Consider the following 26,783-nt stretch of genomic DNA (forward strand, 5'->3'; position numbering starts at 1 on the left):
CGCGGAGGCGGGGGAAGGAGGCCCCCGCTCACCCGAATCGATCCCGCCACGCCGGCGGGCATTCCGGGAACGGCAGGGAGGTCGCTTCCCGGACGCCCCGCGCCACCGCGCGTGCGAGCACGTCGGCCGCCACGGCGCCGATCTCGGTCAGCGCGATCGCCGGGGCGTCGCCGAGCGGCCGGCGGCCTGTCGCGGCGCAGAACACGGTGTCGCCGTCGTAGGGTGCGTGGGTGAGGCGCAAGGCGCGGGCGAGGCCGTCGTTGGCTTGAACCGCGACGCGCTTCGCCTGGGACTTCGTCAGCCCCGCGTCGGTGGCCACGAGAGCGATGGTCGTCGCGGGTTGCGGCCCGCCCTTCCAGGCCAGGCGACCGCTCCTGCGCGCGACGTCCGCCGGCAGGCCGAGCCCGCCGAACTCGCCGTCGACCTCGAAGGGCGCCGCCCAGAAATGCGGGCCCTCGCCGACGATCGCCGAGCCGATCGCGTTGACGACGACGAGGGCGCCGACCGTGTGGCCCGAGGGCGTCACGGCGGAGGCGGAGCCGAGCCCGCCCTTGAGATCCACCGTCGTCGCTCCGTAGCCGCCGCCGACGGTCCCGAGCGCGAACTCCGCGCCCGCCGCCTCGCAGGCCTCGTGCCCGAGCTCGCGATAGGGCGGGTAGAGCCCCCAGTCCTTGTCGCCGCCGTTGAGCAGATCGAAGACGATCGCCTGGGGCACGATGGGCACGAGCGCGTCGCGGATGGCGAAGCCACGTCCGCGGGCGCGCAGCCAGGCCTGCACGCCGCCCGCCGCGTCGAGCCCGAAGCCGGACCCGCCGGAGAGGACGATCGCGTCCACCGCCTCCACCGTGGCGTCCGGCTCGAGGCAGGCGGTGTCGCGGTTGCCCGGTGCGCCGCCGAGGGCCGCGACCGAGGCGACGGCGGGCGCGTCGAACAGCGCCACCGTCACGCCCGAGGCGAGCCGCGCGTCGTGCGCGTTGCCCACCGCGATCCCGGCGACGTCCGTGATCAGGTTGCGCCCCCGCGACATTCGATCCCTCCTCGACGATCTCGCGCAACGCGCGCGCCGTCCCCATTCTCCAGGTTCGCTACCGTGTATCACGCGGCATCACGAGGCCGCGAGAGCGTGCGCGGCGCGCTTTCCCGCAGGCGCCTTTTCGGACTACACGAAGATCCATGATGGACGTCTCGCTCTACGCCGCCCTGCTCGGAGGGCTCATCAGCTTCCTGTCGCCCTGCGTGCTGCCGCTGGTGCCGCCCTACATGTCGTATCTCGCCGGCGTCTCCGTCGAGGAGATGCAGCGGGAGGACGACTGGGCGGTGCGGCGGCGGGCGCTGCTCACCGCGCTCGTCTTCGTGGCGGGCTTCGCCACGGTCTTCACCGCGCTCGGCGCGACGGCGTCGCTCTTCGGCCAGCTCGTGCGCCAGTACATGGACGTGTTCGCCACGCTGGCGGGCGTGGTCATCATCGTGATGGGGCTGCACTTCCTCGGCGCCTTCCGCATCGCGCTGCTCTACCGCGAGGCGCGCTTCCAGGGCGGCGCCTCGGCCGGCCTCGGCGGGGCCTACGTGATGGGGCTCGCCTTCGCCTTCGGCTGGACGCCCTGCATCGGGCCGATCCTGGCGGCGATCCTGGCGGTCGCGGGGTCGGAGGCGAGCGTCGGGCGCGGTGCCATGCTGCTCGCGGTCTACTCCGCCGGGCTCGGCATCCCCTTCATCCTCGCGGCCTTCGCGATGAAGCCCTTCGTGGCCTTCCTCAAGCGGATGAAGTCGCGCTTCGCCTATGTCGAGAAGGCGATGGGCGCCCTCCTCGTGCTCACCGGCGTCGCCTTCCTCACGGGGGGCATCCAGACGGCCTCGTTCTGGCTGCTCGAGACCTTTCCGGCGCTCGCGACGCTGGGGTGAAGACCCTACCTCTCCCCTGCGGGAGAGGGGCGAGCGCTCACAGAACGATGTTCTCGTCGAAATTGTCGGGCGAGATCGGCAGCAGGAACTCCACCGCGATCCCGTTCTGGAAGTGGCGGACGACCCGCGCCGGGGTCGACCCGACGAGGAGGCCCGCGCCGATCGCGGGCCGCTTGTCGAGCGCGATGCCCGCACCCGAGATCGAGACGTCGATGAGGCTCGCCTCGAGGGTGATTCCCTCGTCGAGCTTGAGCACGACGCGCTTGTCGATGGGCGTGATGCGCTCGTGCCGGCGATCCTCGGGCAGCCCCAGCTCGTGACGGTTGGCGAGCCAGGTGAGCTGGGACGCGAGCTTGTCGCGCTTACGCGCGGTGGCCGTGATCGCGATCGCGAAGCCCTTGTCGGTGTGGCGCGCGATCGTGCCCTCGACTCGGCCGATGTGCTCGAAGTAGCAGACGACGCGCTCGCCGATGAGCCCGCGCACCGGCGCGACCAGCGCCACGCCGCCGGGGGAGAAGTCGACGCTCTGGCAGGGATACTCCTGCCGGTTCGGGAGCATGTAGCGGCCGAGGAGGACGACGTTGACGCGTGCGTGGAGACGCCGGTCCGAGCGGCGCAGCGGCGCAGCCGCTTCTTTCTGCAGCGTCGATGGCGAAGCGGTCATCGCAGCGGGGGTCCTCGGCGGTCGATCGTGCGCGAGGACCGTAGCGCTGCTTGGTTAAGACGCGCTTTCCAAGGGAAATCCTCCGGACTTTCGTTTCGGTCGATCGCCCATCCGGGGTTTCAGAGCCGGTCGCTCAGGCCCGCCCGCCCTCGTGCACCACGAAGCGGCGGCGGCGTTCCACCGCGTCGAGGGGAGGGCGCATCTCCTCCAGCGGCCGGCCGGACGGCCAGACGACCCGCATCGAGACGGTGGTCAGCGTGGTCACCGGATGGAAGCCGATCCAGGTCGGGACGATGCGCGCGGAGAGGCATCCGAGCGCACGGGCATTGGTGCGTCCACGATGGCGCAGGGGCAGGACGACGAGCTCGAGATCGACGGTCTCGCCCTCGTTCGTCGCGCCGACGAGCCCGCTGACGATGCCCGCCGTCTCGTCCACGACGATGTCGAGGTTGCGGCGCACATCGTGGCGGGTGCGCTCGGGCCACAGGTCGACGAGGCGCATGTCGCGCAGCTCGCGACCGAAGAGGGCGCACATGCGGGTGCCGGCGAGCCGGAAATGCGCCTCGCGGCCCTCGTCGAGCTCGAGGATGAAGGCATCGGCGAGGACGTGGCGGATCTCGCCGGGCTCGATCTCCCCGCGCTCGGGCGCCGCGCGCTCCCCGCGCAGGGCGTCCCAGTAGGAAAACAGCATCCGTGTCGCCGGGTGCTTCATGCAGGATCTCCAAGCCTCTCGCACGGGTCTCGCCCGTGCCGCGGCGACGCGCCGGCGCCTCGTTTCGCGACGCGCCGACGCGACGCGTCCGTTGTCGACGAGTCGCGACGCGAAGGCCATGCCCGGGGAGGGGAGCAGCCATCGAAAGGTTCGGTTAACCTTAACCGAAGCTTACCCCCGCCGGGCCCTTGCCCGGCAGGCGGCCATGGTGCACGTTCTCCTTGCTTCTGGACTTTGCTTCGACGGGGAGGCCGGGACGAGACGGGCGCCGAGAAGAGCGTCGAAGGCGGCATGCGTGCCGCGGCCGGCCGCCCTGACCGGCGTTTCGAGCCTCGATACGGAACGGGGGAGGGCGACGAGCCCTCCCCCGATTTCGTTCGCGAGCCGGTGAGCGCATCGACGAGCGCCGGGGCTCACCGCATCGCGTGGTCGTGCTGCCCGTCGAGCTGGACGCCCTCGCTCGGCTGCCATTCGGCCGGCATCGCGTGGCCGCGCGCGACGTCCGGCGCCACGGACTCGGCGACGAGGGCGGCGAGCGCCTCCTCGAGGCCCTGGCTCGTCTGCGCCTGCGAGCCGAGCCGGCGCACGTTGACCGTGCGCTCCGCGGCCTCGCGCTTGCCGACGACGAGGATCACCGGGATCTTGGCGTGCGAGTGCTCGCGCACCTTGTAGGTGATCTTCTCGTTGCGCGTGTCCGCCACGACGCGCAGCCCCGCGCGCTTCGCCGCCGCCGCCACCTCGCGGGCGTAGTCGTCCGCCTCCGAGGTGATGGTGCACACCACCACCTGCTGCGGCGCGAGCCAGAGCGGGAAGTGGCCGGCATAGTGCTCGATCAGGATGCCGAGGAAGCGCTCCATCGAGCCGCAGATGGCGCGGTGGACCATGACCGGCATCTTCTTGGTGCCGTCGGCGTCGACGTAGAAGGCGCCGAAGCGCTCCGGCAGGTTGAAGTCCACCTGCGTCGTGCCGCACTGCCAGTCGCGCCCGATGGCGTCGCGCAGGACGTACTCGAACTTCGGCCCGTAGAAGGCGCCTTCGCCCGGGTTGATCGCGGTCTTCACGCGGCCGCCGGCGCGTCTCTCGATGTCCTCGAGCACGCGCGCCATCACCGCCTCGGCGTGATCCCAGGAGGCGTCCGAGCCGACGCGCTTCTCCGGGCGCGTGGAGAGCTTCACCACGATCTCCTCGAAGCCGAAGTCGGCGTAGGTCGAGAGAATCAGGTCGTTGATCTTCAGGCACTCGTCGGCGAGCTGCTCCTCGGTGCAGAACACGTGCGCGTCGTCCTGCGTGAAGCCGCGAACCCGCATCAGCCCGTGCATGGCGCCCGACGGCTCGTAGCGGTGCACGACGCCGAACTCGGCGAGGCGCAGGGGAAGGTCGCGGTAGGACTTCAGCCCGTGCTTGAAGATCTGCACGTGGCCGGGGCAGTTCATCGGCTTCAAGGCGAACCAGCGCTTGTCCTCGGCCTCGTCGCCGGCGGACTGGGCCGCGAACATGTTCTCGCGATACCAGCCCCAGTGCCCGGAGGTCTCCCACAGCGACTTGTCGAGGATCTGCGGCGCGTTGACCTCGTCGTAGTCGCCCTCGAGCCGCCGGCGCATGTAGGCGACGAGGCTCTGGAACAGGCTCCAGCCCTTGGCGTGCCAGAACACGACGCCGGGGCCCTCCTCCTGGAAGTGAAAGAGGTCCATCTCGCGGCCCAGCCGCCGGTGGTCGCGCTTCTCCGCTTCCTCGAGCTGGTGCAGGTAGTGCTCGAGGTCCTCCTTGGAGGCCCAGGCGGTGCCGTAGATGCGCGTCAGCATCGGGTTGTTGGCGTCGCCGCGCCAATAGGCGCCGGCCACCTTCATTAGCTTGAAGGCGTCGCCGACCCTGCCCGTGGAGGGCATGTGCGGGCCGCGGCAGAGGTCGAACCAGTCGCCCTGATAGTAGATCTTCAGGTCCTGGTCGGCGGGGATCGCCTCGACGAGCTCGACCTTGAACGCCTCGCCCTTGCCCGCGAACACCTCCTTGGCGCGATCGCGCGACCAGACCTCCTTGGTGAAGGGCCTGTCCGCCTTGATGATCTCGCGCATCTTCGCCTCGATCGCGGCGAAGTCCTCCGGGGTGAAGGGCTCGTCGCGGGCGAAGTCGTAGTAGAAGCCGTTGTCGATCACCGGCCCGATCGTCACCTGCGTGCCCGGATAGAGCGTCTGCACCGCCTCGGCGAGGACGTGCGCGCAATCGTGGCGGATGAGCTCCAGCGCGCGCGGATCCTCGCGCGTCACGAACTCGATCCTGGCGTCGGCGCGGATCTCGTCGGAGAGGTCGCGGACCTCGCCGTCGATCGCCATCGCGACCGCCTTCTTGGCGAGCGACTTCGCGATCGACTCGGCCACCGCGCGGCCGGACACCGCGTCCGGGTACTCGCGCTGCGCGCCGTCGGGGAAGGTGAGGGTGATCATGGCTGCTCCTTGCTCACTCCTGCGAACGAGGCAGGTAAGCGGGAAAGACGGCGTCGGGTGGGGATCAGCTGCGGGCCGCGCCGCCGTCGTCGGGCGCGTCCTCGCCGGCGGTCGATGCGGTCGTCGGGCCGGTGCCCGGTCCGTTCACGCCACGCCAGCGGCCGAAGGCCCAGGGCGTATACCACCGGGCTTGCGCGGGCAAGGCGTCCGGCACGTTGTCGATGCCGTGCGTGCCGAACGGGCCGCAGCGGCAGATCCGGGCGAGCCCCATCCAGCCGCCGGCCCAGAGGCCGTAGCGGCCGATCGCCTCCGACGTGTATTCCGAGCACGACGGCAGGTGCCGGCACTGGCGGCCCATCAGCCCCGAGAGCGTCAGCTGGTAGCCGCGGATCGCGCCCCGCGCCGCCGTGCGCGGCCCGCGTGCCGCGGCCGACCTGGCAGCGTCGAAGAGGGCGTCGAGGCCGGTCCGGGGCGCGCGTGGATCCATGTCCGTAGAGATGGGGCCTGCGTCTTCGGCGCGCAATCGCCACCGCAGTGAACGAAGCATTCAGCCGGCGTTCAGCGCAGGGCGCCTATGAAACCCATCATGATGAAACGGGGTTCGCCCCTATTGTCGGAAAGATGCGCTGCTGTCTTCCGGTGTTCGCCTGCGAGCGACACGAAGCGTGGCGGAAAAGGAGCAAGAACATGTCTGTGAAGACTATCTTCCAGCGCCTCGGCCTCGCTGCCGCGACCTGCCTCGTCGCCGGTGCCGCCTGGGCCTATCCCGCCGAAGTCTCGCGCGACCTGAACCTGCGCGCCGGCCCCGGCACGAACTACCAGGTCATCGCGACGATGCCCGGCGGCGTCGTCGTCGACGTCGAGGGCTGCCGCGGCAGCTGGTGTCGCGTCGACTATCGCGGTCGCTCCGGCTGGGCCAGCGCACGCTATCTCGGGGAGCCGAGCGTGCGGCGCGGCCCGCGGGCCCCCGCACCGGACTACGGCTACCGCGAGCGGGTCCGCCCCGCCCCGGGCATCACCTTCGAGTTCGGCTTCGGCGCGGACCGCGACTACTACGACGATCGCCGCTGGCGCGACGACGATCGCCACTGGCGCGACGACGACCGCCACTGGCGCCGCCCGGGCCGCGGGCAGGGCCGCGTGATCGCGCGTCTCGACCGCGACGGCGACGGCTACTACGAGACGATCCGCATTCGCCGTCCGGACGGCTCGGTGGTCGTCCGCCGCGACCTCGACGGCGACGGCCTGTTCGACGACGTCGTGCGTCGCTTCTGACGGCACCCGGCAACGCGGCGTTCACCCGCGCGCGCTACACCCGAACGGCCCGGATCGCCCGATCCGGGCCGTTCTCGCGTCGGGAGGGCGAGACAGATGCCCGAGAGCCTCGCGGCCGTCCTCGGCCCGGACGCCGACCTCGGCACCGCCGCGCTCGCCACGGTCGCCGGGCTCGGCGCCGTCATGGCGTTGATGGCGCTCGCCGGCGGCAGCATCCTCGCGGCCGTGGTGAAGCGCATCGCGCTCCTCTTGGTCGCGGCCGGCGTGTCGCTCGGCGGCTTCCTGATGCTGCGCGACGGGGAGAGCGCCGCGATCATCGGCGATCTCGCCGCCCGCCTCGCCCCGAGCCTCGCGGAGACGCGCACCGCCCCGGCGCCCGAGCCGCCCCGCGTCGGGCTCGGGCCCCGCGAGGTCGTGGCCTACATGGAGCGCGGCGCCTTCGCGCTCCCGGGCCGCGCCAACGGCGCGCCGATGGACTTCCTGTTCGACACCGGCGCCACCGCCGTCGTGCTCACCGCCGAGAACGCCGCACGCATCGGCTGGCCCGCGAACCGCCTCGCCTACACCGTGCGCGTCTCCACGGCCAACGGCACCACGACGGCGGCCCCGATCACCCTCGAGCGCGTCGCCATCGGCGGCATCGAGGTGCGCGACGTGCGCGCCTTCGTGGCGCAGCCGGGGGACCTGCGCGAGAACCTGCTCGGCATGAGCTTCCTGGCGAAGCTCGCCTCCTACGAGGTCCGGGGGGACAGGCTGCTGCTGCGGGGGTGGTGAGCGTTCGCGACACGCGCCGACGCCGCATCCTCCCCGGAGGGGAGGAGTCCGCGCGGCACGCGCGGGCGGTGGGGCCGTTCGGATGGCCTGGCGAGCGGCATCGCCGCCCTCCCCAACCCCGGCTCCGCGAGCCTCCGTCCTCCCCTGCGAGGAGGTAGCGGCGGGCGGCCGACCTGCGGTAGATTGCCCGCCATGCCCGACCTGTTCGCCCCCGACGGCCCCGCGCCGGACGCCGATCCCGCCCGCCCGCTCGCCGACCGGCTGCGGCCCCGGACCCTCGCCGAGGTCGTCGGGCAGGAGCATCTCGTCGGGCCCGACGGCGCGCTGACCCGGCTGATCGCCTCGGGCTCGCTCGGCTCGCTCGTCTTCTGGGGGCCGCCGGGGACCGGCAAGACGACCGTCGCACGGCTGCTCGCCGGGGAGACCGCGCTCGACTTCGTGCAGATCTCGGCGATCTTCTCCGGCGTCGCGGACCTGAAGAAGGTGTTCGAGGCGGCCCGGCTGCGCCGCGCCATGGGGCGGGGCACGCTGCTCTTCGTCGACGAGATCCACCGCTTCAACCGCGCCCAGCTCGACGCCTTCCTGCCGGTGATGGAGGACGGCACCATCACGCTGGTGGGGGCGACGACGGAGAACCCGTCCTTCGAGCTCAATGCGGCGCTCCTGTCGCGCGCCCGCGTGCTCACCTTCCGCTCGCTCGACGAGGCCGCGATCGAGCGGCTGCTCGCCCGCGCGGAGGAGGCGCAGGGGAAGCCCCTGCCGCTCGATGCCGACGCCCGCGCCGCGCTGGCGCGCATGGCGGACGGCGACGGGCGGGCCGCGCTCACGCTCGCCGAGGAGGTCTGGCGCTCGGCGCGGGCGGGGGAGACCTTCGACACGAAGAGCCTCGTCGCGATCGTCCAGCGCCGCGCGCCGCTCTACGACAAGGGCCAGGAGGGCCACTACAACCTGATCAGCGCGCTGCACAAGACGGTGCGCGGCTCCGATCCCGACGCGGCGCTGTACTACCTCGCCCGCATGCTCGACGCCGGCGAGGACCGACTGTTCATCGCCCGCCGGCTCGTGCGCATGGCGGTGGAGGACATCGGGCTCGCGGACCCGCAGGCGCTCGCGGTCGCCAATGCCGCCAAGGACGCCTTCGACTTCCTCGGCTCGCCCGAGGGCGAGCTGGCGCTGGCGCAGGCCACCGTCTACCTCGCCACCGCGCCGAAATCGAACGCGGTCTACGCGGCCTGGAAGGCGTCGATGCGCGCGGCCAAGGAGCACGGCTCCCTGATGCCGCCCAAGACCATCCTCAACGCGCCGACGAAGCTCATGAAGAACGAGGGCTACGGCGCCGGCTACGCCTACGACCACGACGCGCCGGATGCCTTCTCCGGCCAGGACTACTGGCCCGAGGCGCTCGGCCGGCAGCGCTTCTACGAGCCGGTGGACCGCGGCTTCGAGCGCGAGGTGCGCAAGCGGCTCGACTGGTGGGAGAAGCTCAGGCGCGAGCGCCGGCGACCATAAACCGAGGAGGGTAGGCGCTAGTAGCGGCCGTCCTCCCCCTCGTCGCCGTCCTCCAGGTCTGCTTGCCGCCTCTGCGCGAGCGCCGCGAGGCGCTCCAGCGCCCCCTGCAGGATGTAGGCCGCCGCCACCTTGTCGACGACCTCGCCGCGGCGGGCGCGGGAGGCGTCGGCCTCGATCAGCATGCGGGTGACCGCCACCGTCGAGAGCCGCTCGTCCCAGGGCACGATGGGGCAGTGGACGAGAGGGGCGAGGTTGCGCATGAAGGCGCGCGTCGCCTGCACCCGCGGCCCGGCGCTGCCGTCCATGTTGAGCGGCAGCCCGATCACGATGGCGGCGACCTGGTGCGCGGCGACGAGCGCGGCCAGGCGCGCGGCGTCGGGTCCGAACTTCGTCCGGCGGATCGTCTCGAGCGGGCTCGCGATGCGGCGATCCGGGTCGGAGAGCGCGAGCCCGATCGTCTTCGTGCCGAGGTCGACGCCGATCAGCCGCCCGCGCGTGGGAAGCGTCTGCGCCAGCGTCTCCAGCTCCGCGCTCATCGCCGGGCGGCTTTCGCACGTGTGCGGCGTGGTCCGAGGACCCTCGGGGCGCTATCGTCGCGTTCGCGAATCATGTCCGTCGTCCGGGCTGGCGGGGCGGAGCCTCCGCCGCACGGGCGCGTTCTTAATGCAAGCGACGAGGGAGCGCGACCCATGAAGATCACCTGGTTCGGACATTCCGCCTTCCGCCTCGAGTTCGGCGACGCCGTGGTGCTGATCGACCCGTTCCTGTCGGGCAATCCAGCCTTCGAGGGCGATCTCGCCGAGGCGACGAAGGGGGTGACCCACGTCCTCCTCACCCACGCCCACGGCGACCACGTCGGCGACACCGTCGCCATCGCCAAGGAGAGCGGCGCCAAGGTCGTCACCAACTACGATCTGTGCATGTACCTGGCGTCGCAGGGCGTCGAGCGCTTCGACCCGATGAACACCGGCGGCACCGTCGACCAGGGCGGCTTCACGGTGACGATGGTGCGCGCGGACCATTCCGCCGGGCTGGTGGAGCAGGGCGTCGGCTTCCCGCTGGGGAGCGCCGCCGGCCTGATCGTCAAGGCCCCGGGCGAGCCCACGGTCTACCACATGGGCGACACCGACATCTTCTCCGACATGGCGCTGATCGCGGAGCTGCACCGGCCCGACGTGGTGCTCGTCCCGATCGGCGACCGCTTCACCATGGGCGCCGAGGTCGCGGCGCTCGCGATGAAGCGCTACTTCCCGGAGGCGAAGACGGCGATTCCCTGCCACTACGGCACGTTCCCGCTCATCGCCCCGACGGCGGACGGCTTCGTCGCCGCGATGCAGGGCGCGGGCACGCAGGTCGTCGTGCCGCACAAGGGCATGCCGGTGCGCATCGCAGGGTGAACGCGCATCGGGTGAACGCCCGTTAACCATGATCGCGTGCCGCGCTGGCACGCCGGGCGGCTGTCTGGCAGGCTCCCGCGTTAAGGATCGCTTAACCAACGCGCCGAGGCCGCTTTGCCCGATACCATCGTCCTCTCGCCGAGGGTCACGCGCCGCGCCGTGCCGGCGTCGGACACGATCCTGCCCGTGCTCGACCTCGATGCGAACAGCCGGGTCGTGCGCCGGGCGGTGACGGCGCCCGTGATCTCCGCCGCGGATCTCGCGGGGGCCCGTCCGCGCGCGCCGCAGCGGCCCGTGCCGGTCGCTCCGGTAGCATCGCCGGACCCGGCGCCCGATCTCGGCGCCCGCCTCGTGCGCCGCCTGCGCGCCGCCGTCGCGGACAGCCGCATCCGGATCGCGCTGCTCACCGCCATCCTCGTCGTCCTGGGGCTCCACGTTCTCGGGCCGCCGACGCTGCCGCGGGTGACCCGCGACGCGATCGAGGCGCCGTTCCCGCCGCCCGGCCACGCCATCGCGTTCGTCGTCCCGCACGCCTTCTGAGGGCCTGTCGCGATTCTTCAAGACGGAGCAGTCCGCCGCGGGCAGGGTGGCGGCCTCTTCCCGCAACGGAGATCACGATGAAGCTCAGGTACACGATCCTCTACGTGGAGGACGTCCCCGCCTCCCTCGCCTTCTACGAGCGCGCCTTCGGTCTGGCGCGGGGCATGCTGCACCCGTCGAACGACTACGGCGAGCTCGCCACCGGGAACACGACACTGTCCTTCTCCTCGCGGCGCCTGATCCGCGCGCTCGGCAAGGACCCCGCCGCACCCGATCCCGCCCGCCCCAGCTTCGAGATCGCCTTCGAGACCGACGATGTCGAGGCCGCCTTCGCCCGCGCGGTCGAAGCGGGCGCGACGCCGAAGCAGGCGCCGCGGCGGGAGGAATGGGGGCAGACGACGTCCTACGTGACGGACCCGGACGGGTATCTGGTGGAGATCTGCTCGGCGGTGCCCGGCTGACGCATCATCCGTACCCCGTCGCCAGCACCATCCCGGCCACCGTCTCGTCCCGCACGAGCCGCCCCGGCGTCGTGCCGAGCCAGCGGGAGAGCTCGCGGGTGAGGTGGGCCTGGTCGGCGTAGCCGGCGGCGAAGGCGGCCTCGGCCGGCGACGTGCCGGCGAGCAGCGCGCGGCCGGCGCGACGGGCGCGGGCGAGGCGGCGCCAGAAATCCGGGGAGCGGCCGGTCTCGGCCCGCACGAGCCGCTGGAGGGTGCGTGGCGCGACACCCGCGCGTGCGGCGGCGCCGGCGACGTCGCGGGCCTCGGCGAGGCAGGCGAGGGCCTCCTCCAGGCGAGGCGAGCGCGGCGCGATCTCCGGCAGGCGGTCGAGGATCGCCGCCGCGTCCTCCGCGTCGGCGGGCGGCACGGCCGACAGCACGCCGACGTCGACCCGCCGCCCCGGTGCCAGCCGGAAGCCGGCGAGGCGCTCGCCGGGCGAAAGGCGCACCCGCGTCGGCGCGTCCATCAGCGCCGAGACGCGCAGCTCCGGCGCGGTGCCGGGGCGTCGCGCGAGGATGAGGTCGACGCAGCCGTCCGGCAGCACCAGCGCGTCGCGCGGTGCATCCGCGCTCGCGACCCAGCTTCCGATGACGTCCCGCGCGCTCACCCGCCGCTCCCGCCCATGGTTGCCCCCCGCGTCGCGGCGATGATATAGCCGGCGCGACCCGCCCTCCAGCCCGGCTTGGAACACATGTCCGTCGACACCGACACCGTGAGGCGCATCGCGCGCCTGGCCCGCATCCGCGTGACCGACGAGGACGTGCCGCATCTCCAGGGCGAGCTCAATGCCATCCTCGCCTTCGTCGAGCAGCTGTCGGAGGTCGACGTCGAGGGCGTCGAGCCGATGACCTCCGTCACGCCGATGCGCATCAAGACCCGCGAGGACGGCGTCGCCGACGGCGACAAGGCCGACGACATCGTCGCCAACGCCCCCGTGACCGAGGACCATTTCTTCGTGGTCCCCAAGGTCGTCGAGTAACCCGTTCAGCCGCCGTCGCACCCCGTCGCAGCAAGGGCACGCCCGTGACCGATCTCACCGACCTCACCCTCGCCGAGGCCCGCGAGGGGCTCGCGAAGAAGTCCTTCTCCGCGCGCGAGCTGACGCAGGCGCATCTCGATGCCGTGGCGAAGGCCCGCGCGCTCAACGCCTACGTGCTCGAGACGCCGGAGAAGGCGCTCGCCATGGCCGACGCCTCCGACGCGCGCCTCGCGAAGGGGGAGGCGGGCCCGCTCGAGGGCCTGCCGATCGGCGTCAAGGACCTGTTCTGCACCGAGGGCGTGCGCTCGACCGCCTGCTCGCGGATCCTCGACGACTTCACCCCGCGCTACGAATCGACCGTCACCGCCAACCTCTGGCGGGCGGGCGCGGTGATGCTCGGCAAGATCAATTGCGACGAGTTCGCCATGGGCTCGTCGAACGAGACGAGCGCCTTCGGGCCGGTCGTGTCGCCCTGGCGCCGCGCCGGCTCGGACGCGGCGCTCGTCCCCGGCGGCTCGTCCGGCGGCTCGGCCGCGGCGGTCTCCGCCCGCCTCGCGCTCGCGGCGACGGCGACCGACACCGGCGGCTCGATCCGCCAGCCCGCCGCCTTCACCGGGACGGTGGGCATCAAGCCGACCTACGGGCGCTGCTCGCGCTGGGGCATCGTCGCCTTCGCCTCGTCGCTCGATCAGGCCGGGCCGATCACCAAGAGCGTCGAGGACGCGGCGATGATGCTCCAGGCCATGGCCGGCCCGGACGCCAAGGACACGACCTGCGCCGACATGCCCGTGCCGGACTACCGCGCCGCCGTGTCGCGCGGCGTCAGGGGGCTCAGGATCGGCATCCCGAAGGAATACCGCGTCGAGGGCATGCCCGCCGAGATCGAGGCGCTCTGGCAGCAGGGGCAGGACTGGCTGCGCGCCGCCGGCGCCGAGATGGTCGAGATCTCGCTGCCGCACACCAAATACGCGCTTCCGGCCTACTACATCGTCGCGCCGGCGGAGGCCTCCTCCAACCTCGCGCGCTACGACGGCGTGCGTTACGGCCTGCGCGTGCCGGGCCGCGACATCACCGACATGTACGAGATGACCCGCGCCGAGGGCTTCGGCCGCGAGGTGAAGCGGCGCGTCATGATCGGCACCTACGTGCTCTCCGCGGGCTACTACGACGCCTACTACCTGCGCGCCCAGAAGATCCGCACCCTGATCAAGCGCGACTTCGAGGAGGCCTACGCCGCGGGCGTCGACGCCATCCTCACGCCGGCGACGCCGTCGGCCGCCTTCGGCATCGGCGAGAAGGGCTCGGGCGATCCCGTGGAGATGTACCTCAACGACATTTTCACGGTCACCGTGAACATGGCGGGCCTGCCCGGCATCTCCGTCCCCGCCGGCTTCGACGCGCAGGGCCTGCCGCTCGGCCTCCAGCTCATCGGCCGCGCCTTCGACGAGGAGACCCTCTTCGCCACCGGCCGCGTGATCGAGGAGGCCGCCGGCCGGGTGACCTATCCGCAGCCCTGGTGGGGGTGAGCACCGGGCTCGAGATCGCGCTCGCCGAGGCGGTCGCGACCGTCCTCTGGATCGGGCACACGGGCTTTCCGCGCGTCGGGCTCGCCGTGCTCGTGACGGCGCCGTTGCTCTGGTGGGCGCAGGCGCTGCCGGCCTTCGGGCGCGCCGCGATCGGGACGACCCTCTTCGCGCTCGGCCTGTGGGCCAGCGCGACCTGGGGCGGGGCGACCGGAATCGTCGACGACGGACGCATCGTCATCGACGAGGTCGCCGGCGCGGCACTCGTGCTCTTCGTCCTGCGGCCGAGACGCCCCTCGGTTGCCGCGTTCCTCCTCGTCGCCTACGTGACGATCGACCGGGTGAAGCCCTGGCCCGTCGACCGGGCGGAGGCGATCCCCGGGGCGCTCGGCGTGATGGCGGACGACCTCGCCGCGGCGGGGATCGTCCTCGCCGCGGCCGCGCTCGCGTCCGTGGTGCTGCGGCGCCTCGCATGATGGCGCGGGGGCGCGCCGCCTGCTAGGACGCGGGCGCGTTCGCGTCCGCCTTTCGAGGAGCCTCCCGCCGTGGAAACCCCGTCCGTCGCCGCCGCCGTCTGGCTGATGGCCGCCTTCGACCCGATCCTGATCGTGGTGGCGGCCTGGTTCGGCTGGAATGCCGACCAGGCCGGCAAGCTCGTCGTCGCGGTGATCGCGGCGCTGGCGGCGGCAGTCCTCGCCGCCTGGGCGATCACCAGCCTCGGCCTCCCCTGGATCGCCCCCGTCGGCGGCGACCACCCCTCGCTGCTGCCGGTGCGCACGGTGGCGGCGCTGGTCTGGTCGAGCGCGGCGTACGGGATCAGGCGCATGCGGGGGGCGTGATCGGGGGCGGGGTAGGACGAAAGCTCCTCCCCCGTCGGGGGAGGTGGATCGGCGGCGAAACCGACGAGACGGAAGGGCGTGCGCCGCAGGCGCGCTCCGGCGCAGCCGAAACCGGACGTGTCGAGCCGCGGGACCCCGCCCCTGGCTCGCTGCGCTCGCCGTCCCCGCCCCGAGGGGGCGGGAGAGCGGGGCGTCAGTCGTGGAAGTGGTCGTAGACCGCCTTCGCGGTGGCGGCGTTGACGCCGGGCGTCTTCATCAGGTCCTCGAGCGCGGCGCGCTGGATGGCCTTCACCGTGCCGAAATGGTGGAGCAGCGCGCGCTTGCGGGCGGGGCCGATGCCGGCGATCTCGTCGAGCGGGTTCTGCACCATGGCGCGCTTGCGCTTGGCGCGGTGGGCGCCGATGGCGAAGCGGTGGGCCTCGTCGCGCAGGCGCTGGATGAAGTACAGCGCCGGGTCGCGCGGTGGCAGCTTGAAGGGGCTCCTGCCCTCGCAGAAGAACGTCTCGCGGCCCGCGTCGCGGTCGCGCCCCTTGGCGACGCCGACGAGGGCGACGTCGGTCACGCCGATCTCGGCGAGCGCCCTGCGGGCCGCCGCGACCTGGCCGGCGCCACCGTCGATGAGCACGAGATCGGGCCAGGCCGGGAACTCCTCGTCGGCGGCGGCCGTCTCGAGCTCGTCCTCCAGCGTCTCGTCCTCGCTCCCGGCCTCCGGTCCCTCGGCGATCAGCGCGTCCTCGATCTCGCGCGCCTCCTCCGGCTCGTCTGCCGCCGCCTCGGGGACGCGGACGAGCCGGTCCGGATGCTCCTTCACCAGCCGCGCGAAGCGCCGGCCGAGCACCTCCTTCATCATCCCGAAGTCGTCGCCCGGCGTGAGGTCCTGCGACTTGATGTTGAAGGTGCGGTAGTGCTGCTTCATGAAGCCGCCGACGCCGGCGACGACCATCGCGCCGACGGCGTTCGTGCCCATGATGTGCGAGTTGTCGTAGACCTCCACGCGCCGCGGGGCGCGCGGCAGGTCGAAGGCCTGGGCCAGGACGTCGAGCAGCTTCGCCTGGGAGGAGCGCTCGGCGAGGCGCCGGCCGAGCGCCTCCTTGGCATTGCGCAGCGCCGCCTCGACCATGGCGCGACGCTCGCCGCGCTTCGGGGCGTGCACCTCCACCTTGTGGCCGGCCTTCAGGGTCAGGGCCTTCTGGACGAGGTCGCGCTCCTCGATGTCGTGGGACAGGAGGACGAGCCGCGGCGGCGGCTTGTCGGCGTAGAACAGCGAGACGAAGGAGGCGAGCACCTCCTGAGGCGCGAGCCCCTTCTCGGCCTTGGGGAAGTAGGCGCGGTTGCCCCAGTTCTGCCAGTTGCGGAAGAAGAACACCTCGACGCAATAGGCCCCGGCCTGCTCGTCGATGGCGACGACGTCCGCCTCCTCCACCGACTGCGTGTTGATCCCCTGCGACCCCTGGATGGCGGAGAGCGCGGCGATGCGGTCGCGGTAGCGGGCCGCGCGCTCGAACTCGAGCGCTTCCGCCGCTTCCTGCATGTCCGCGGCGAGCCGCTCCTTCACCGCGGTCGAGCGCCCGGCGAGGAAGGCCTGCGCCTCGCCCGCGAGCGCCGCATAGTCCTCCCTGCCGATCTCCCCCGTGCAGGGGCCGGCGCAGCGCTTGATCTGGTGGAGCAGGCAGGGCCGCGTGCGGTTGTCGTAGTAGCTGTCCGAGCAGGTGCGCAGCAGGAAGGCGCGCTGCAGCGCCGTCATCGTGCGGTTGACCGCCCACACGCTCGCGAACGGCCCGAAATAGGCGCCCTTGCGGTTCCGCGCCCCGCGGTGCTTCACGAGCTGCGGCGCGCGATCGGCGTCCTCGGTGAGGAGGATGTAGGGCAGGGACTTGTCGTCGCGCAGGAGCACGTTGTAGCGCGGCTTGAGCTGCTTGATGAGGTTCGTCTCGAGCAGCAGCGCCTCGGTCTCGGTCGCCGTGGTGACGAACTCCATCGCCGCCGTGTCGACGATCATCCGGGCGATGCGGTTCGAATGCGCGTAGCCCCGCGCGTAGGAGCCCACGCGCGACTTCAGGTTCTTGGCCTTGCCGACGTAGAGCACCTCGCCGGCCGCATCGATCATGCGGTAGACGCCCGGCGCGTTGGGCAGCGTCTCCCAGAAGCGCCGGATCACCGACATGCCGGCCTTCAGCTCGGCCGGCGTCTCGAAGTCGAAGGCCGCGCGCGTGCCTTCGGCGTCGGCCGGCTCGGGCGGGAGCGGGGCATCGGCCTCGGTCGTCGTGGTGGATTCGGTCTCGTCGCTCATCGTGCGGGAGATGTATGCGACGCGCGCGCGAGGGGAAAGGGCAGCGCGCCGCGGCGAGACGGCGCCCGTGCCGACGGCGCGCCGCTCACGACGGCATTCCTGCGGCGCGTATGTCGCCCCAAGCGTCGAATCGGCGCTCGGGTGCCTCGGACGTTCGATGCAACTTCGCCTCGTCGGGCGGCGACCATATGGGAAGCCCGGCGGCACGACTGCTTGCCGGATGACGGCCTTCCCGATATGACCCCTCGCGACAGGTGCGCGGGTCCGGCCCGCCGCGCCCCCCGAAGCTCGAAGGCTCCGTGATCGATGAAGCTCGTCGCCGGCAACTCCAACCGCCCGCTCGCCGAGGCGATCGCCGCGTACCTCGACGTCCCGCTCGCGCGCTGCTCCGTCAAGCGCTTCGCGGACATGGAGATCTTCGTCGAGCTCCAGGAGAACGTCCGCGGCGAGGACGTCTTCATCGTCCAGTCGACCTCGTTCCCGGCGAACGACCACCTGATGGAGCTGCTGATCCTGATCGACGCTTGCCGCCGCTCCTCGGCGCGGCGGATCACGGCGGTGATCCCGTATTTCGGCTACGCCCGACAGGACCGGCGCACCGCGGGCCGCACGCCGATCTCGGCCAAGCTCGTGGCGAACCTGATCACCGAGTCCGGCTGCGACCGCGTGCTGACGCTCGATCTCCACGCGGGACAGATCCAGGGCTTCTTCGACATCCCCACCGACAACCTCTTCGCCGCCCCGGTGATCACTCGCGACATCAAGGAGCGCCTGCCCGCGGGCGAGCGCATGGTGGTCTCGCCGGACGTCGGCGGCGTGGTGCGCGCCCGCGCGCTGTCCAAGCGCCTCGAGACGACGCTCGCCATCGTCGACAAGCGCCGCGACCGGCCGGGCGAGTCGGAGGTGATGAACATCATCGGCGAGGTGCGCGGGCGCTCCTGCATCCTCATCGACGACATCATCGATTCCGGCGGCACCCTGTGCAACGCCGCCGAGGCGCTGCTCGCGGAGGGCGCCACCGCGGTCTCCGCCTACATCACTCACGGCGTGCTCTCGGGCGGGGCGGTGTCGCGCATCGCGAACTCCAAGCTCAAGGAGCTCGTGATCACGGACTCGATCATGCCGACGGAAGCCGTGAAGGTCGCCCGCAACATCCGCGTCGTCTCGATCGCGCCCCTGATGGGCGAGGCCATCGCCCGCACCGCGAGCGAGAGCTCGGTGTCCAGCCTGTTCGATTGAGGCGGGGGCGGCGGGCCTGGGATCTACCGGGACGCGAAGCGTTCGACGTTCTCGCGCGTTCGTGCATGGGCAATCGCCGAGGTAGGGCCGGATGCTTGTGCTTCCGTCGGATTTCCGTAGACGCGACCGGCTCTCCGGTTGATGCGTGTCGTCGGGGCGGGCACCAACGCCCCGAGATACGCGCGAGAGGGAGCACACAATGCCCGACACCACCACCAAGGTCGCCCTCGTCACCGCCGGCGGCTCCGGCATGGGGGCGGATGCCGCGCGCCGGCTCGCCGCCGACGGGTTTCGCGTGGGCATCCTCTCGTCGTCAGGGAAAGGTGAGGCCCTGGCCGGCGAGCTCGGGGGCTTCGGGGTCACCGGGTCGAACCTCGTCGTCGCCGATCTCGCGCGGCTCGTCGACGGCGCCATGGCGCGCTGGGGGCGGGTCGACGTCCTGGTGAACTCCGCCGGGCACGGGCCCAAGGGCGACGTGCTCGCCATCCCCGACGAGGACTGGCACCTGGGGATGGACGTCTACCTTCTGAACGTCGTGCGACCCGCGCGTCTGGTGACGCCGATCATGCAGGCGCAGGGCGGCGGGGCGATCGTCAACATCTCGAGCTTCGCTGCCGTGGAGCCCGATCCGGTCTTCCCCACGTCGGCCGTGTTCCGCGCCGGGCTCGCGGCCTTCACGAAGCTCTTCGCCGATCGTTACGCGCCGGACAACATCCGCATGAACAACGTGCTCCCCGGCTTCGTCGACAGCCTGCCGGAGACCGAGGCGCGCCGCGCGCGCATCCCGATGGGGCGCTACGCGCGGGCCGCGGAGGTCTCCTCGCTCGTCGCCTGGCTCGCCTCGGAGGAGGGCGCCTACATGACCGGTCAGAACCTGCGCCTCGACGGCGGGCTGACGCGCTCGCTGTGAGCGCGCCGAGCCCTCACCTCGGCGCCGTCACCCCCGCGCCGTCCGCTCCCGCCAGCGGCGCACCACGACCGGGATCAGCGCCAGCACCGCGAGCCCCACGAGCGCCGTGATCACCTCCGGCGTCAGCACGCCGCGCGCGGAGAGCTCGCCGCCCTGGGCGATCACGCTCTCGAAGCCCGCGCCGACGGAGGCGAAGACGAAGGCGCCGGGCACGATGCCGATCAGCGTCGCGACCACGTAGGTGCGCAGGGGAACGCCGAGGAAGGCGGGGGCAAGGTTGACGACGAAGAAGGGGAAGACCGGCACGAGCCGCAGGAACAGCAGGTAGTTGAACGCGTCCTTGCGGAAGCCCTCCGCCATGCGCGCGATCGCGCCGCCGGCCTTCTCGCGCAGGGCGTCGCCGAGCGCCGTGCGGGCGATCAGGAAGACGCCGGTCGCGCCGATCGTGGCGCCGACGACCGCGAAGGCGGTGCCGGCGAGGACGCCGAACAGGAAGCCGCCCGTCATGGTCAGCACCGCGCCGCCGGGCAGCGAGGCCGCCACCACGACCGCGTACACCGCGACGTAGGCGAGCGCCGCGAGGACGAATCCGTCGGCGACGAAGGCCTGCAGCCGCTCCGAATTGGCGCGCAGCGCCTCGAAGGAGACGTACTCGTCGAGCCCAAGGGCGAAGGCGCCGGCGATCACGGCGGCGAGCGCCACGAGCGGGCCGAAGCGCCGCAGCGCGCCGCGGGCGGGCCGGCTCGCAGGACGGTCGGCGGCGGTGTCGGCGGTGGTGCGGTCCTGGGTGTCCTGCATCGCGGTCATCGTGCTTTCTCCCGGTGTCTACGCTGTTTCGCGTGGACACCGGTGTTGTAACGCACCGCCCGGTCACGGGCCCGTCACGACTTCGCGGGCGCCGCGTGACCGACGAAGGCGGCGATCGCGGGATCGCGCGTCGGATCGAGCGCGGCGCGGGGTGCATCCTGCACGAGGACGCGTCCCCGCGCCACGAAGGCGAGGGCGTCCGCCCGGTCGAGCACGTCCTCGGGGGTATGGATCGTGATCAGGACCGTGATGCCCCGCGCGCGGCGCAGGTCGTCGACGATGGCGATCATCTCCCGCCGCAGGCCGGGATCGAGGGCGCCGAAGGGCTCGTCGAGCAGGAGCAGCGGCTTTCGCGAGACGAGCGCACGCGCGAGCGCCACGCGCTGGCGCTGGCCGCCGGAGAGCTGCTCGGGCCGGCGCGCCTCGAGCCCCGCGAGATCGACCGCCGCGAGCGCCTCGGCGACGCGCGCGCGGTCGGCCTCCGCGAGGCGCAGCGAGGGGCGGATGCCGAGCGCGACGTTCTGCGCCGCCGTGAGGTGGGCGAACAGGTTGTTGTCCTGGAACATCATCGCCACCGGCCGCTCGGCCGGCGAGAGCGGCAGGAGATCGCGCCCGTCGAAGGCGAGCCGTCCGGAGACCGGCGTCTCGAACCCCGCGATCATGGACAGCAGCGTCGTCTTGCCGCCGCCGGAGGGGCCGACGATCGCGAGCATGGAGCCCGACGGGGCCTCGAGCGCATACAGCGTCTCGAAGTCCGGCCAGGCGAGGCGGCAGGCGTCGACAATCAGCATCGGGCCATCCGTGTGGCGAAGGCGGAGAGCGCGAAGGCTGCCGCGACGAGGAGGAGCCCGATCGCCGCCGCCTCGTCGAGGCGGTACGCGCCCAGGCGCTCGTAGAGCAGGTAGGGCACCGTCCGCAGCTCCGTCCCGCCGAAGAGCGCGACGATGCCGAAATCGCCGAAGGAGAGCGCGGCGGCGAAGGCGAAGGCTCCCGCGAGCGGGCGGCGCAGCACCGGCCAGTCGACGATCGCGATCCGGCGCAGGCCGGTGAGCCCGAGCAGCGCCGCGAGGCGGCCGTGGCGCTCGGCGCTCGTGGCGAGCGCCGGCGCCAGGAAGCGGTAGGCGAAGGGCAGGGCGCCGATGGCGTTCACCAGGGGCAGGAGCAGGAAGCCGGCCTGCGTCGGCCCCACGCGTCCGCGCAGGAGGAGGAAGAGCCCCGCCGTCAGCGCGAAGGGCGGGATCGCGAGCACCAGTGCCGGCAGCACGTCGTAGGCGGCCGCGAGCCGCCCCCGCCGGCGGCTCCGGGCCGCCTGCGCCGCGCCCGCGAGCGCGATCGCCATGGCGCAGGCGAGGACCGCCGAGACGAGCGCGATCGCGACGCTCGTCGTCGCCGCGTGGGCGAGGTCGCGGTCGAAGACCCGCGGCAGCGCGGCGGCGCCTTCGAGCGTCGCCGCCAGGATCGGGAGGACCAGCGCCCCGCCGAGCGCCAGCACCGCGCGGTCGAGCCGGCGCAGGCGCGGGTCGCCGGCGTCCGGGCGCGCGATCGGCAGGCGCTCGGTCGGTACCACGGGGGCCCGCGTCACCGCCCAGTGCAGCACGAGCGTCAGCGACAGGCAGATCGCGAGCTGGACGCCCGCGAGCATCGCCGCGCGGGCGAAATCGAGCTCGACCCGGAGCGCGGAGAAGATCGCGACCTCGAGCGTCGCCTTGCCCGGCCCGCCGCCGAGCGTGAGCACGATGGCGAAGCTCGTGAAGCACAGCAGGAAGACGAGCCCGGCGAGGCCGGGCGTCTCCCGCATCAGGATCGGCCGGTCGAGATGGGCGAAGGTGGCCCGCGCGCCGAAGCCGAGGATCGCGGCGAGCCGCCAGTGCTCCGCGGGCGCCCGCGACAGCGCGTCGAGGTAGACCCGCGTGGCGAGCGCGGCGTTGAGGAAGACGTGGGCGAGGAGGATGCCGGGCCATCCGAACGGGTCGGGCCGCAGCGTAAGCCCCGTCGCCTCCAGTCCCACCGCGAGCCATCCCGAGCGTCCGTAGACCGCGACGACCGAGAACACGACGACGATCGCCGGCATCACCGCCGCCGCGCCGAGCGCCGCGAGCGCGAGGCCGCGCCCCGGGAAGCGCCGCCGCGCCAGCGCCAGCGCCAGCGCCGCGCCCAGCGCGAGCGAGAGCACCGTCGAGAGGGCCGCCTGGGCGAGCGAGAAGACGAGGATGCGGCGCAGGTAGGCGTCGAGCGCGAGCACGCTCGGCCGGTCCTGCGCCGCCGCGATCAGCGCGCCGAAGGCGGCCGCCGCCAGGACCGCGAGCGCGAGCGCGACGAGCGCACCGGGATGCGGCAGGCGTCGGCCCGGCGCGCGCCTCACCGGGTCGTCGCCTCGAGCCAGGTGTCGATCAGCCCCCGACGCTGGGCGGAGACGCGCTCGGGGTCGAACAGGAACGCCACGTCCGGCGCGATCAGCCCCTCGAAGCTCTCCGGCAGCCCGCCCTCGGGCAGGCGCGCGGGGTACATCCAGTTGCCCTCCGGGATCAGGCTCTGGAAAGCGTCGGACAGCATGAAGCGCAGGAAGTCCCTGGCGAGCTCCGGGGCGTCCGTGGCCTGCGTGATCCCGGCGATCTCGACGTGGAGGTAGTGCCCCTCGGCGAAGCGGGCGGCTTCGTAGCGCGTCTCGTCCTCGACGGACCGGTGGTAGGCCGGCGAGGTCGAGTACGACAGCACCATGTCCGCCTCGCCCTCCAGGAAGAGCCCGTAGGCCTCCGACCAGCCGGTGGTGAAGGTCACCACGCGCGGCGTCAACGCCGCCCAGGCATCGGCGAGCCCTTCGCCGAAGACGGCGCTCGACCAGAGCAGCAGCCCGAAGCCCGGCGCGCTGGTGCGCGGGTCCTGGAGTACGACGCGCGGGCCGTCCGGATCCGTGAAGAGCGCCTCCAGGCTCTCCGGCGGGGCGTCGAGCCGGGTCGTGTCGTAGACGAAGGCGAGATGGCCCCAGTCGTAGGGCAGGAAGGTCTCGTCCTCCCATGCCACCGGCATGTCGAGCGGGCCGGGCTCGACGCCGTGGGGCGCGAACAGGCCGAGCGCGCGGGCTTCCGCGGCGAGGTTCATGTCGAGGCCGAGCACGACGTCGGCCTGGGTCGAGGCGCCCTCGAGCCGCAGGCGGCCGAGCAGCGAGCCGGCATCGTCGGCGGTCACCCACTCGAGATCGCAGCCGCAGGAGGCCTCGAAGCGCTCGGCGATGGCCTCGCCCGGGCCGTAGCGGCCGACGAAGGAGGAATAGGTGTAGACGGTGAGCGTCGGCCGCTCCTGCGCGGCGGCGGGCGTCGGCAGCGCGGCCAGCCCCGCGGCGAGGGCGGGCGAGGCGAGGGTGAGGGCGGCGAGGAGGAAGCGGGCGGGGGTGTGCATCGGCGGCTCCGTTCGCGAGAGCCGGGGCGCGACGGGCGACGATGTGCGGGGGCGGTCGCAGCGCGCGGCCAGTCGCTCATCCCTACGCCGGCACGACCCGGATCAGGTTCGACGGGTTGGCGCGGACCGCGCCTCTCAGCTCCTTCGCGGAGCACCCCGTGAGACGCGACGGGTGTAGACCGCCGCGCACGTCCGCGCAAGCGTGGGCCGCGATCAGGTCAGCGAGACGCGCCGGCGTCGCCGCATCAGGAACCACGCCATCCCGAAGGTCCAGACCAGCACGATCAGCGCGATGGCGCGCTCGTAGAGCCCGTCCCACCGCGTCGGGACGATGAAGAAGATCGGCGCGAGCACGATCCAGGCGGCGCCGACGACGGCGTCGAAGATGCCCCAGGCGCGGCGCTCGCGCCAGAGGCCGGGGATGAGGAGCAGCGTCGCGAGTGCGAACAGGCCGCCGAGCGCATAGACCAGCTCCAGGTGGATGACGAAGCCGCCCCGATCGCGGTCGCCGTATTCGTCGTGGAGCGCGATCGTCGCGACGTCGAGGGCGACGAGCGCGACGCAGACCACGCCTGCGCGCCAGGTTCGGCCTGCGCGCCGCCGCCCGAGACCCCAGGCCAACGCCGCGAGGCCGATGGCGAAGGCGACGAGTCCGAGGTCCTGGATCCAGGCGAGGCGGCCTGCGGCGAGATCCGAGATCGAGTTGCGGACGGGGTCGTAGCCCGGCACCAGCGCGGAGCCGACGAGATCGGTGACGACGAGGACGCTCGCGCCCGCGGCGGCCACCGCCCCCGTCCAGGGGACGGAGGCGCTTTCGTCACGAGAAGAGTGCATCGATGAAGACCGCCCGCGAGGTTGCTGCAAGACGGCCAACGCGCGAGAGGCGCCCGCCGTTGCGCCGCCTCCGGCGAGCGACGCGACCCCGCCCGGCGGGCGGGGCCTGCGCCAGTCAACGCCCGCCGGGCGTGAGCCTGTGGATCTTCCCCTCGTCCACCGCGGCGTAGAGGCTGCCGTCGGGGCCGAGCACCACGGAGCGGAAGCGGCCCGCCTCCATCGGCAGCGTCATCTCCGTGACGTCGACGACGGACGTGCCCGCCTCGTCGAGCTCGATCACGTCGATGCGCTGGCCGATGGGCGTGCCGCCGAACCCGATGCCCATGATGCCGACGACGAGCGCGTTCTCCCAGTCGCCCCACGCCTCGCCCTCGAGGAAGGCGGCGGACGCGGTGCCCTGGGACCAGCCATTGTTCTCCCAGATCGGGGGCATCGCGTCCGGGTAGGTCTCGAAATCCGTCATCGGCATGAAGGAGGCGCGCTCGAAGCGGTTCATTCCCTCCATCTGGTTGGGCATGTAGCCGCAATAGTCGTCCGGGCAGTCGCCGCGGCCGGCCATGTTCGGGCGCGGGTCCCAGCCGCCGTTGCCGCCGTTCTCCAGCACGGTGATCTCGTCGGAATGCCAGGGGCCGTGCTCGGCGACGATCGCGGCACCGGTCACGGGGTGGAAGGCGATGCCCTGCACGTTGCGATGACCGTAGGTGTAGGTGCGCGGGTCGAAGCCCTCGGGCGGGGTGTTGCCGGGAGCGGCGTTCCCGTCGGTGTCGATGCGCAGCACCTTGGAGCCCATGATGGTCGGGCTCTGCGGGATCGTGCCGTTGTGGTTGTCGCCCGTGGTGACGTAGAGATATCCGTCCTGCGGGCCGAAGCGGACGCGGCCGCCGTTGTGGGTGCCCGTCCCGCCGAAGGGATGGTCCGTCGGCTGCGTCTTGAAGGGGATGTCGTCGACGATGTCGGTGCGGTCCGAGACGCCGGCGAGGTCCTCGTCGACGGTGAGCCGCAGCACGCGGTTCGTCGGCGGATCGGAGCGGCGCGACGCCGCGTAGACGTAGATGCGGCGGTTCTCCGCAAAATCCGGATCCACGGCGACGCCGTTCATCCCGGCCTGGCCCTCGCAGAAGAGGTCGTCCGCCGTGGCCGCGTAGCCGGCGCTCTCGGGCATGCCGAGCAGCGCGTTCACCTCGCCCGAGGGCAGGCGCACGGACAGGCCCTCGCAGAACTCGGTGAAGAACATCGTGCCGTCCTCCAGGAACGCCATGTCCCAGGGGATGTCGAGCCCGTCGAGCACGACCTCGTGCTCGAGGCTCGTCGTGTTCATGCCGCTCTGCGCGAGAGCAGGGGTGCCGCAGGCGACGGCGCCTGCGATCAGGGCCGCGAGCGACGTCGCGGGGGCGGTTCGTTGCCGATGGCGCATGGTTTCCTCCCGATGGTCGTTTCGACGAACGCGCCCGGGCGCATACGCATCGGGCGTCGTGACGCCGATCGCGCCGTCGCCCGGCGCGTGCGGGAGGAGGTAGGGCGGATGCCGGCCGGGGAAACACCGGTGCGGGACGCGGGTCGCATCGCGAGGGGGAGAGACCGTGCGGTCGTGGGGGGGGCGCCTGTAGCGACCCTTCATTGGCGACGAGTGTTGCCGGGAAACAACAGCTTGAATTGGTTCCGCCAAAGCACTGCGCCCCGCCGTCGAAATCGACAGCGGGTATCTTGCCGCCAGAATGGGCATGCGGTACCATTCAGAACGTGGAGTTGCCGGCATGCAGCTCCACGTAGCCCGGATGCGGGCTCCTTCTTGGGCGTTTCCTCCCTAGACTCAGGGCCGCACCTCGCGGCCCTTCTTTTTTGGGCCACGGCATGCGCCTTCGTCTCGGCGGAGGGGAAGCTAGCCTAGCGTTTTTCCGGAATCAAGCCGCTGTCCGGGGTCAGCACATATGAGACGCGGCGGGGCTCCCGTCAGCTCAGGCCGAGAGGTACGCGGCGGGTGGTCTCCCGGCAAGGGCTCCGTGAGGTCTGTGGTGGTTGTAGAGATTCTGGAAGGCGTCGATGTGTGGGTTGAGGGCGTCGACGCCGGTGGGAAGGTCGTAGACGGCGTAGAATTCGTAGCGCCAGGCGGCGTTGCAGCGCTCGACGGCGCCGTTGAGCTTCGGGCTCTTGGGCGGGAGCTCGTAGAGGGCGAGCTTCTTGTCGGCGCAAGCCTTCTCGAACTCCGCCTTGAACTCGGAGCCGCCGTCGACCTGGATCGCCTTCACCGGGAA

General features: G+C 72.3%; 28 protein-coding genes and 1 riboswitch. Of the genes, 13 read left to right on the top strand and 15 right to left on the bottom strand.

All coding sequences use genetic code 11. The features are described 5' to 3' along the window. Positions 1 to 28: 28 nt before the first annotated feature. Positions 29 to 1,027 carry a P1 family peptidase gene (locus tag G407_RS0118605; protein WP_029032038.1) on the bottom strand — a complete coding sequence of 333 codons (999 nt, stop codon included), beginning with the start codon at positions 1,025 to 1,027 and terminating at the stop codon, positions 29 to 31. 146 nt (positions 1,028 to 1,173) lie between these two features. Between G407_RS0118605 and G407_RS0118610 the strand changes: the two genes are divergently transcribed. Continuing rightward, on the top strand, positions 1,174 to 1,902 hold the full coding sequence (locus G407_RS0118610) for a cytochrome c biogenesis CcdA family protein (protein WP_029032039.1): 729 nt from the start codon (positions 1,174 to 1,176) through the stop codon (positions 1,900 to 1,902). 37 nt (positions 1,903 to 1,939) lie between these two features. Here the strand turns inward: G407_RS0118610 and G407_RS0118615 are convergent, their stop codons facing one another. The 4 genes from G407_RS0118615 to yidD all read right to left on the bottom strand — a co-directional run bounded on the left by G407_RS0118615 (position 1,940) and on the right by yidD (position 6,206). Beyond that, complete coding sequence (locus G407_RS0118615; RefSeq protein WP_043540162.1) at positions 1,940 to 2,566, bottom strand: PilZ domain-containing protein; 627 nt, start codon at positions 2,564 to 2,566, stop codon at positions 1,940 to 1,942. Between the two features lie 133 nt (positions 2,567 to 2,699). Beyond that, complete coding sequence (locus G407_RS0118620) at positions 2,700 to 3,278, bottom strand: PAS domain-containing protein (protein ID WP_029032041.1); 579 nt, start codon at positions 3,276 to 3,278, stop codon at positions 2,700 to 2,702. 413 nt (positions 3,279 to 3,691) lie between these two features. Continuing rightward, a complete protein-coding gene (thrS, locus tag G407_RS0118625; RefSeq protein WP_029032042.1) occupies positions 3,692 to 5,719 on the bottom strand; it encodes a threonine--tRNA ligase in 2,028 nt (675 codons plus the stop codon). Between the two features lie 64 nt (positions 5,720 to 5,783). Continuing rightward, on the bottom strand, positions 5,784 to 6,206 hold the full coding sequence (gene yidD / locus G407_RS31270) for a membrane protein insertion efficiency factor YidD (protein ID WP_084327627.1): 423 nt from the start codon (positions 6,204 to 6,206) through the stop codon (positions 5,784 to 5,786). A gap of 200 nt (positions 6,207 to 6,406) precedes the next feature. Between yidD and G407_RS30685 the strand changes: the two genes are divergently transcribed. The 3 genes from G407_RS30685 (at position 6,407) to G407_RS0118645 (ending at position 9,277) form a co-directional block, all read left to right on the top strand. Then, entirely contained in the window at positions 6,407 to 6,994 is a 588-nt protein-coding gene (locus G407_RS30685; RefSeq protein WP_052341562.1) for an SH3 domain-containing protein, read from the top strand. A gap of 96 nt (positions 6,995 to 7,090) precedes the next feature. Next, a complete protein-coding gene (locus G407_RS0118640) occupies positions 7,091 to 7,768 on the top strand; it encodes a TIGR02281 family clan AA aspartic protease (protein WP_052341563.1) in 678 nt (225 codons plus the stop codon). Positions 7,769 to 7,960: 192 nt separating this feature from the next. Beyond that, positions 7,961 to 9,277 (top strand): replication-associated recombination protein A, encoded by a 1,317-nt coding sequence (locus G407_RS0118645; protein WP_029032044.1) that lies wholly within the window; start codon positions 7,961 to 7,963, stop codon positions 9,275 to 9,277. 17 nt (positions 9,278 to 9,294) lie between these two features. Here the strand turns inward: G407_RS0118645 and ruvX are convergent, their stop codons facing one another. Beyond that, complete coding sequence (ruvX, locus tag G407_RS0118650; RefSeq protein ID WP_043540163.1) at positions 9,295 to 9,813, bottom strand: Holliday junction resolvase RuvX; 519 nt, start codon at positions 9,811 to 9,813, stop codon at positions 9,295 to 9,297. Between the two features lie 153 nt (positions 9,814 to 9,966). Between ruvX and G407_RS0118655 the strand changes: the two genes are divergently transcribed. The 3 genes from G407_RS0118655 to G407_RS0118665 all read left to right on the top strand — a co-directional run bounded on the left by G407_RS0118655 (position 9,967) and on the right by G407_RS0118665 (position 11,675). Further along, entirely contained in the window at positions 9,967 to 10,674 is a 708-nt protein-coding gene (locus G407_RS0118655) for a metal-dependent hydrolase (RefSeq protein ID WP_029032046.1), read from the top strand. Positions 10,675 to 10,788: 114 nt separating this feature from the next. Continuing rightward, positions 10,789 to 11,214 carry a hypothetical protein gene (locus G407_RS0118660; protein WP_029032047.1) on the top strand — a complete coding sequence of 142 codons (426 nt, stop codon included), beginning with the start codon at positions 10,789 to 10,791 and terminating at the stop codon, positions 11,212 to 11,214. 77 nt (positions 11,215 to 11,291) lie between these two features. Next, complete coding sequence (locus tag G407_RS0118665; RefSeq protein WP_029032048.1) at positions 11,292 to 11,675, top strand: VOC family protein; 384 nt, start codon at positions 11,292 to 11,294, stop codon at positions 11,673 to 11,675. A gap of 4 nt (positions 11,676 to 11,679) precedes the next feature. On the opposite strand, the gene G407_RS32185 is transcribed toward G407_RS0118665, so the two are convergent. Continuing rightward, positions 11,680 to 12,321 (bottom strand): helix-turn-helix domain-containing protein, encoded by a 642-nt coding sequence (locus tag G407_RS32185; protein ID WP_052341564.1) that lies wholly within the window; start codon positions 12,319 to 12,321, stop codon positions 11,680 to 11,682. Positions 12,322 to 12,405: 84 nt separating this feature from the next. On the opposite strand from G407_RS32185, the gene gatC reads away from it, so the two are divergent. The 4 genes from gatC to G407_RS0118690 all read left to right on the top strand — a co-directional run bounded on the left by gatC (position 12,406) and on the right by G407_RS0118690 (position 15,055). After that, positions 12,406 to 12,693: an Asp-tRNA(Asn)/Glu-tRNA(Gln) amidotransferase subunit GatC gene (gene gatC, locus G407_RS0118675; protein ID WP_029032049.1), complete on the top strand. Its 288-nt coding sequence runs from the start codon at positions 12,406 to 12,408 to the stop codon at positions 12,691 to 12,693. A 44-nt stretch (positions 12,694 to 12,737) separates the two neighbouring features. Continuing rightward, the gene (gene gatA, locus G407_RS0118680; protein WP_029032050.1) at positions 12,738 to 14,219 is read left to right on the top strand and encodes an Asp-tRNA(Asn)/Glu-tRNA(Gln) amidotransferase subunit GatA; all 1,482 of its coding nucleotides are present in this window, start codon (positions 12,738 to 12,740) and stop codon (positions 14,217 to 14,219) included. Beyond that, positions 14,216 to 14,692, top strand: coding sequence for a phosphatidylglycerophosphatase A (locus tag G407_RS30690; RefSeq protein WP_169728805.1), 477 nt, complete (start codon positions 14,216 to 14,218; stop codon positions 14,690 to 14,692). The genes gatA and G407_RS30690 overlap by 4 nt, the downstream gene beginning before the upstream one ends. A 69-nt stretch (positions 14,693 to 14,761) precedes the next feature. Then, a complete protein-coding gene (locus G407_RS0118690; protein WP_029032051.1) occupies positions 14,762 to 15,055 on the top strand; it encodes a hypothetical protein in 294 nt (97 codons plus the stop codon). A gap of 193 nt (positions 15,056 to 15,248) precedes the next feature. On the opposite strand, the gene uvrC is transcribed toward G407_RS0118690, so the two are convergent. Beyond that, the gene (gene uvrC, locus G407_RS28645) at positions 15,249 to 17,345 is read right to left on the bottom strand and encodes an excinuclease ABC subunit UvrC (protein ID WP_043540164.1); all 2,097 of its coding nucleotides are present in this window, start codon (positions 17,343 to 17,345) and stop codon (positions 15,249 to 15,251) included. A gap of 306 nt (positions 17,346 to 17,651) precedes the next feature. Here uvrC and G407_RS0118700 point away from each other — a divergent pair, with 306 nt between their 5' ends. Continuing rightward, positions 17,652 to 18,584, top strand: a complete 933-nt coding sequence (locus G407_RS0118700) for a ribose-phosphate pyrophosphokinase (protein WP_029032052.1) — start codon at positions 17,652 to 17,654, stop codon at positions 18,582 to 18,584. 199 nt (positions 18,585 to 18,783) lie between these two features. Then, entirely contained in the window at positions 18,784 to 19,494 is a 711-nt protein-coding gene (locus G407_RS0118705) for an SDR family oxidoreductase (protein ID WP_029032053.1), read from the top strand. A gap of 27 nt (positions 19,495 to 19,521) precedes the next feature. Here the strand turns inward: G407_RS0118705 and G407_RS0118710 are convergent, their stop codons facing one another. The 7 genes from G407_RS0118710 to G407_RS0118740 form a co-directional block, all read right to left on the bottom strand. Beyond that, entirely contained in the window at positions 19,522 to 20,301 is a 780-nt protein-coding gene (locus G407_RS0118710) for a TVP38/TMEM64 family protein (RefSeq protein ID WP_245259126.1), read from the bottom strand. Positions 20,302 to 20,375: 74 nt separating this feature from the next. Further along, positions 20,376 to 21,092, bottom strand: a complete 717-nt coding sequence (locus G407_RS0118715) for a thiamine ABC transporter ATP-binding protein (RefSeq protein WP_029032055.1) — start codon at positions 21,090 to 21,092, stop codon at positions 20,376 to 20,378. Then, complete coding sequence (locus G407_RS0118720) at positions 21,086 to 22,663, bottom strand: ABC transporter permease family protein (protein WP_029032056.1); 1,578 nt, start codon at positions 22,661 to 22,663, stop codon at positions 21,086 to 21,088. The genes G407_RS0118715 and G407_RS0118720 overlap by 7 nt, the downstream gene beginning before the upstream one ends. Beyond that, the gene (gene thiB, locus G407_RS0118725) at positions 22,660 to 23,697 is read right to left on the bottom strand and encodes a thiamine ABC transporter substrate binding subunit (RefSeq protein ID WP_029032057.1); all 1,038 of its coding nucleotides are present in this window, start codon (positions 23,695 to 23,697) and stop codon (positions 22,660 to 22,662) included. Before thiB ends, G407_RS0118720 begins: the two co-directional genes overlap by 4 nt. A 62-nt stretch (positions 23,698 to 23,759) precedes the next feature. After that, a riboswitch (TPP riboswitch) is annotated at positions 23,760 to 23,866 on the bottom strand. A 44-nt stretch (positions 23,867 to 23,910) separates the two neighbouring features. Beyond that, on the bottom strand, positions 23,911 to 24,531 hold the full coding sequence (locus G407_RS28650; RefSeq protein ID WP_084327629.1) for a DUF998 domain-containing protein: 621 nt from the start codon (positions 24,529 to 24,531) through the stop codon (positions 23,911 to 23,913). A gap of 115 nt (positions 24,532 to 24,646) precedes the next feature. Continuing rightward, positions 24,647 to 25,945, bottom strand: a complete 1,299-nt coding sequence (locus G407_RS0118735; protein ID WP_029032058.1) for a PQQ-dependent sugar dehydrogenase — start codon at positions 25,943 to 25,945, stop codon at positions 24,647 to 24,649. Between the two features lie 541 nt (positions 25,946 to 26,486). Beyond that, the coding region (locus G407_RS0118740; protein ID WP_029029504.1) for an integrase core domain-containing protein at positions 26,487 to 26,783 on the bottom strand (297 nt) is incomplete at its 5' end.

Source organism: Salinarimonas rosea DSM 21201, from assembly GCF_000429045.1.
Classification (GTDB): Bacteria; Pseudomonadota; Alphaproteobacteria; order Rhizobiales; family Beijerinckiaceae; genus Salinarimonas; species Salinarimonas rosea.